Annotated in this window: 6 protein-coding genes; 1 reads left to right on the top strand and 5 read right to left on the bottom strand. The window is 64.0% G+C overall.

Annotation, left to right across the window (positions count from 1 at the left end):
* Positions 1-1115, top strand: a 1115-nt coding sequence (locus Q1M04_RS00295) for an S-layer homology domain-containing protein (protein ID WP_300446104.1), incomplete at its 5' end; no start/stop codon positions are given.
* A 210-nt stretch (positions 1116-1325) separates the two neighbouring features.
* Here the strand turns inward: Q1M04_RS00295 and asnS are convergent.
* From asnS to Q1M04_RS00270, 5 genes are all read right to left on the bottom strand, one after another.
* On the bottom strand, positions 1326-2720 hold the full coding sequence (gene asnS, locus Q1M04_RS00290) for an asparagine--tRNA ligase (protein WP_295755579.1): 1395 nt from the start codon (positions 2718-2720) through the stop codon (positions 1326-1328).
* Positions 2721-3367: 647 nt separating this feature from the next.
* Positions 3368-3862: a 23S rRNA (pseudouridine(1915)-N(3))-methyltransferase RlmH gene (locus Q1M04_RS00285; protein WP_293281690.1), complete on the bottom strand. Its 495-nt coding sequence runs from the start codon at positions 3860-3862 to the stop codon at positions 3368-3370.
* Positions 3850-4644 carry an MBL fold metallo-hydrolase gene (locus Q1M04_RS00280; protein WP_297996712.1) on the bottom strand — a complete coding sequence of 265 codons (795 nt, stop codon included), beginning with the start codon at positions 4642-4644 and terminating at the stop codon, positions 3850-3852. The genes Q1M04_RS00285 and Q1M04_RS00280 overlap by 13 nt, the downstream gene beginning before the upstream one ends.
* On the bottom strand, positions 4641-4916 hold the full coding sequence (locus tag Q1M04_RS00275) for a TfoX/Sxy family protein (RefSeq protein ID WP_297996714.1): 276 nt from the start codon (positions 4914-4916) through the stop codon (positions 4641-4643). Before Q1M04_RS00275 ends, Q1M04_RS00280 begins: the two co-directional genes overlap by 4 nt.
* Before the next feature lie 90 nt (positions 4917-5006).
* Positions 5007-6302, bottom strand: coding sequence for a UDP-N-acetylglucosamine 1-carboxyvinyltransferase (locus Q1M04_RS00270; protein ID WP_297996716.1), 1296 nt, complete (start codon positions 6300-6302; stop codon positions 5007-5009).
* Positions 6303-6359 lie beyond the last annotated feature (57 nt).

The raw sequence follows: 6359 nt of genomic DNA, 5'->3' as shown, positions 1-6359 counted from the left end.
CCCCCAACGGGACTACCCTCATGACCGTCCAGACAACCGGGCCCAAGGTGGAGGAGCCCGCCGTAAAGCCCGTATATCCGGGCCACACCTTTGACGGCTGGTTTACTCAAGACGGCAAGCCGATCTCCGATGTCACCTTCACAGAAAAGACCTCCGTGGTCGCCAAATGGACCAAGGAGGGAAGCGGCTCCGAAGAAAACAAGGACGGCCCCTTCACCGTGAAATTCGACCTGAACTACAAAAACCCCAAGCAGGACGAAATCCCCAAGGAGAAAACCGTGGTCAAGGGCGACATCGTGGGCCTGCCCGACGGGAGCAAGCTGACGGCCCCGGCCAGCAATTACGAGTTCTACGCCTGGTGCATTGAGGGGAAGGACGGCAAGCTGTACCCCTGGAAGGAGTCCAACCCCGTCACGGAGGACATGACCCTCTACGCCGGGTGGGTGAAAAAGGGGACGGTAGTCAAGGACGGACAGGCCATCGACTCCAAGCCCGCCGAAACCCAGAAGCCCGCGGAACCCGAAAAACCCGCCGAATCCCAGAAGCCTGCCGAACCCCCCGCGTCCAAGTTCGCCGACGTGGCGGCCACGTCTCCCTTTGCCCCGGCGATTTCCTGGGCGGTGGAGAAGAAGATTACCAACGGCAAAACCGACACCACCTTCGGCCCCGGCGATCCCTGCACCCGGGCCCAGATCGTCACCTTCCTCTGGCGGGCCGCCGGGTCCCCGGAGCCCAAGCTGACGGAGACGCAGTACATGGACGTGACCGATCCCGGCGCGTACTACTACAAAGCCGTTCAGTGGGCGGCTGAGCTGGATATGGAGTACTCCGGCACTTTCGACCCCCACAAGACCTGCGACCGGGCGTCCGCGGCCTACTTCATCTGGAAGGCCTTCGGCAGCCCCAAGGCTGCCGCCAAGTCCAGCTTCACCGATATGCCGGAGGAACCCAAGACCGGCGGTCAGTGGTACTGGCCCGATCTTCTGGACGCCGTGGACTGGGCCGTGGGCCAGGGCGTCACCAACGGCACCGGGGACGGCACCACCTTCTCCCCCGATAACCCCTGCACCCGGGGCCAGATTGTGACCTTCCTGTACAGGGCCTACGAGAAATAAGTCTATCGCCGCATGGGAACCGGGCCTGCCCGTTTTTGAGAAGCGCCCGCATAGTGCGGCATAAAAACGGAACGGAAAAAGCGACCAGGCTGGGCCGCCAAGGGCCTGGACTGGCCGTTTTTTCTGTCTTTGTGGGCCGCGTGCCAAACCAGGGCAGAAAACAGGCTCCCCCTCTCGGGGGAGCCTTTCTCAATGCCGTCAGGCGCGTATTTAAAAATCTGCGCTGCCCACCGTGCGGGGATGCGGCAGCACGTCCCGGATATTGCTCACGCCGGTGAGATACATTACCAGCCGCTCGAACCCCAGGCCGAAGCCCGCGTGGCGGCAGGAGCCGTAGCGCCGCAAATCGCAGTACCACCAGTAGCTCTCCGGGTCCATGTCCAGCTCCTTGATGCGGCGCTCCAGGACCTCCAGCCGCTCCTCGCGCTGGCTTCCGCCGATGATCTCCCCGATGCCGGGAACCAGGCAGTCCGCCGCGGCCACGGTCTTCCCGTCGTCGTTGAGACGCATATAGAAGGCCTTGATCTCCTTGGGATAGTCCGTCACAAACACCGGGCGCTTGAAGACCTGCTCGGTGAGATACCGCTCGTGCTCCGTCTGGAGGTCACAGCCCCAGTAGACCTTGTAGTCGAACTGGTCGTTGTTCTTCTCCAGAATCTCCACGGCCTCCGTGTAGCTTACCCGGCCGAAGTCGGAGGAGGCCACATGCTCCAGCCGCTGCTTGAGCCCCTTGTCCACGAAGCTGTTGAAGAAGCTGATTTCGTCGGGGCAGCGCTCCATGACCTTTTGGATGGCGTACTTGATCATGGCTTCCGCCACGTCCATGTCCCCCGCCAAATCGCAGAAGGCCATCTCCGGCTCGATCATCCAGAACTCGGCGGCGTGGCGCTGGGTGTTGGAGTTCTCCGCCCGGAAGGTGGGGCCGAAGGTGTACACGTCCCCGAAGGCCATGGCGAAGTTCTCGGCGTTGAGCTGGCCGGAGACGGTCAGGTTCGCGGGCTTGCCGAAGAAGTCCTGGGTAAAGTCGATTTTTCCGTCCTCGGTCCGGGGCGGGTTCTCCGGGTCCAGGGTGGTGACCCGGAACATCTCCCCGGCGCCCTCGCAGTCGCTGGCGGTGATGATGGGGGTGTGGACGTAGACAAAGCCCCGGCTCTGGAAGAATTCGTGGATAGCGAAGGCGGCGGCGCTGCGGACCCGGAAGGCGGCGGAGAACAGGTTCGTCCGGGGCCGCAGGTGCTGGATGGTCCGCAGGTACTCCACGGTGTGCCGCTTCTTCTGAAGGGGATAGTCGGGGGTGGAGGGGCCCTCCACCTCAATTTTCGCGGCTTTCAGCTCCAGGGGCTGCTTAGCCTCGGGGGTGAGGACCACGGTGCCGGTGACGATGAGGGCCGCGCCCACGTTCTGGGCGGCGATGTCCTTATAATTTTCCAGGGTCCCGGCTTCCATGACCACCTGGAGGTTTTTCAGGCAGGAGCCGTCGTTCAGTTCCACGAAGCCGAAGTTTTTCATGTCCCGGATGGTGCGGGCCCAGCCGCCCACCGTGATGGACTGCCCGTCCAGGGATTCTTTGCCGGCGAAAACCGCCGCGATTTTTTTGAGGGTCATTGTGATCACCTGATTTCTGTTATTTCATATGGATGGTATATTATATCATAAATTTTTGCTTTTGCAAGAGGGGGGGGATTGTACTCGCCCTTGCGGGCGGGGCGGATTGGATACCAGCGATGGCTGGTTCATTGCACCCCCCATTTTCTCTTTTTCTTCCAGAAGAAAAAGAGAAAACGGGCCGTGCACGGTCCAAAAGAGAAAAAGAAGTAACGCCCCTGCGGGGGGACGAAAGACGGGGGACGCGCAGGAGGTGCTTCCTCCGGGTACGCAAGTCTCCAGCCCGCGGCGTGGTGCGGGCGGGGGGTTGGAGGTCACCGAATGGACTCCCTCCTCTTTTCGCTGCCGCTACCCTGGCGGTAGGGGGTAGGTGTCCGCCTTTTTCCGGAACTGCCTTCTCTCAATAGACCACCCTATAGGGGCCCCCGCCGGAGCCCAGCGAAGCGGGTCCGGTGGGGAGAGGAGGAAGGAATGGAGCAGAGCGGAGTCCTCGCCGTCAGGCGGGGACGCAGCGGGCGGAATTTCTTCCGACGATGTGGGGCCTGACCCCTTGGTCAGGCCATTCCTCCAAGGACTTCCCTTCTCCCGGTAGGCCATTCCCCCAGAAACTGCCCTTTTCCCGGCAGGACATCCCCCCAAGACGGGACTCACTTATGATATCTTGTCCCCCCGTTAATCTGGTAGGCCCGGTAAATCTGCTCCAGCAGCATCACCCGGGCCAGGTGGTGGGGAAATGTCATCGGCGACATGGACAGCTTCGCCCACGCCTCCGCCTTGATGGACGCATGGAGCCCGAAGGACCCCCCGATTAAAAACACCAGCCGCTTCTCCTGCCCCAGCTCCGTCCCCGCGGCCCAGGCGGCCATGGTGCGGGCCAGCTCCTCGCTGGATCGGAGCCGCCCCTCCACGCACAAGGCGATCAGGCGGGAGGAGGGCGGCAGCTTCCGGCGGATATTCTCCGCCTCCTTCAAAAGGGCCCCCTCAATCTGGGCGGCGGAGGGGTTTTCCGGCAGCCGCTCCTCCGGCAGCTCCACGATTTCCAGCTTGCAGTACCGGCTCAGGCGCTTGGCGTACTCCGCCGCCGCCCCGGCGTAAAATTTCTCTTTCAGCTTCCCTACGCACAGAAGGATTACCCGCTGCATACCGTTCCTCCCTCCAGCACATACGCCCCGCTGAGGCCGTCCCGGGGGGCGGCGGAGAGGCGGGGGGCCAGGCCCGCGGCGCTCAGCGCCGTCTCCACCGCCCGGAGGGCCATGGCCGGGGTGTTGTTCTCCCGGCTCAGGTGGGCCAGGACGATTTCCCGGGCCCCGGCTCTGGTCAGGGTGACGGCAAAGGCGGCGGCTTCCTCGTTGGGGAGGTGCCCCTCCGGGCCCAGAATGCGCTTTTTCAAAAAGTAGGGATAGGGGCCGCTCCGCAGAGTCTCCACGTCGTGGTTGGCCTCCAGCACCGCCAGGGCAACGCCCGGCAGGACCGCCTCCGCCTCCGGCGTCACCACGCCGCTGTCCGTCAGCAGGCCGAAGCCCCCGTCGGGGGTGTCGAAGCGGTAGCCCCGGGAGCCGGGGGCGTCGTGGGAGGTGGGGAAGGCGGTGACGGCGCAGTCCTTCACGGAAAAGGCCCCCTCCGCCTCCCGGAGGCGGTCCTCCAAAAGGACCAACCGCCGCAGCAGGTCCCGGCCCGCCTGGGCGGAGGCGTAGACGGGGCAGCTTGTGCGCTTTAGAAGGGTTTGAAGGCCGGAAATGTGGTCCGTGTGGGTGTGGGTGATGAAAATGCCGTCCAGGTCGGGAAGGTCCAGCCCCAGGGCCTGGAGCCCCTGGCGGATGCGGCGGCAGGAGATGCCCGCGTCCACCAAGATGTTTCCGCCCTCCCAGCTCAGGGCCAGCGCGTTCCCGGAGGAGCCGCTGGCCAGGGTATGTACCGTTGTCAACGCGGGGAACCTCCTTTTCCTTTCAGCGCGCCGCTGAATTCCTTCAAATCCGCCTTTACCTCCGGGGGAAGCTCGTTGAACTCCACGCCCCGGACCGCCCCCTCCAGAGCGTAGAGATGGACCAGGCAGACGCCGGGATAGAGGGTTTTCAATCGGAAAAAGGCGTTCTTGGACCCGGCCTCCGCCAGCTCTTCCGGGGTGCGGATGCCCGCCGCCGCCAGCTTCCGGGCCATCTCCGCCCCGATGTTCTTCATGGATGTCAAATCCGTCATACCGTTCCTCCCGCGCTCATAATAGGTCCTCCTTCGCAAAAACCGGGAGACGGAAGGGCCTCCCCTCCATCTCCCGGAACCGTTTCGATGTTAACCAAGGTTCAGCCGCCGGTGCTCCTCCGATTCCTCCACGGCCCGGATGTTGGCCCCCAGCCCGCGGAGTTTTTCCACCAGGTTCTCATAGCCCCGCTCAATGTAGTGTACGCAGGAAACCTCGCTCTGCCCCTTGGCGGCCAGGGCGGCGATGACCAGGGCGGCTCCCGCCCGGAGGTCCGAGGCCTGGATGGGCGCGCCCACCAGATGGTCCACGCCCTCCACCACGGCGGTCTTGTCGTCCACCTGGATGCTGGCCCCCATGCGGCGGAGCTCGTCCACATAGCGGTAGCGGCTGGACCACACGCTCTCCGTCACCAGGGAGATGCCCTGGGCCAGGGAGAGGACCGTGGTAATCTGGGGCTGCATGTCCGTGGGGAAGCCGGGATAGGGCAGGGTCTTGATGTTCGCCCGGCGCAGCGGCCCGTTCCGGCGGACCAGGAGGGTGTCCTCGTGCTCCTCCACCTCCACGCCGCATTCTTGAAGCTTGGCGGTGATGCAGTCCATGTGCTTGGGGATGATGTTTTTCACTAAAATCTGTCCGCCCGCGGCGGCGGCGGCGGCCATGTAGGTGCCCGCCTCAATCTGGTCGGGAATGATGGCGTAGCTGCCGCCCCGGAGGCGGTCTACGCCCCGAATCTTAATGGTGTCCGTGCCCGCGCCCCGGATGTTGGCCCCCATGGAGTTCAAAAAGTTTGCAAGATCCACGATGTGGGGCTCCTTGGCGGCGTTTTCAATCACCGTCCGGCCCTCCGCCATGACGGCGGCCATCATGATGTTCATGGTGGCCCCCACGGAAACCACGTCCAAGTAGATGCTGGCGCCCTGCAGCCGCTCCTCGCCGACGGTGGCCCGGATGAAGCCCCCTTCCACCGCCACGTTGGCCCCCAGGGCGTTGAAGCCCTTGATATGCTGGTCGATGGGCCGGACGCCGCCGAAGTTGCAGCCGCCCGGCAGGGCCACCTCCGCCTGGCCGAAACGGCCCAGGAGAGCGCCGATGAAGTAGGTGGAGGCCCGGATGCGCCGGGCCAGGTCGTAGGGGGTGCGGGTGGAGTGAATGTGGCGGCAGTCCACCTCCACAGTGTGGCGGTCCAGGCTGCGGACCCCCGCCCCCAGCTGCTCTAAAATATTCAAGCACAGCGTCACGTCGGAAATCTGGGGGATGTTCTCAATGCGGCAGACCCCGTCCACCAGCAGCGCGGCGGGGATAATCGCCACGGCGGCGTTTTTCGCGCCGCTGATTTCCACTTCGCCAAACAGGGGCGTTCCGCCCTGTATCATATATTTCGTCAAAATATTGACCCTCTTTTCAAGCAACGGTTTGCCGGTCCGGGGCATTCGCGGGAGGCA

It is taken from the genome of uncultured Oscillibacter sp. (assembly GCF_950073225.1).
Lineage (GTDB): Bacteria > Bacillota > Clostridia > Oscillospirales > Oscillospiraceae > Oscillibacter.
The sequence above is the reverse complement of the archived record's forward strand: the minus strand, read 5'-3'. Positions and strand labels throughout refer to the sequence as shown.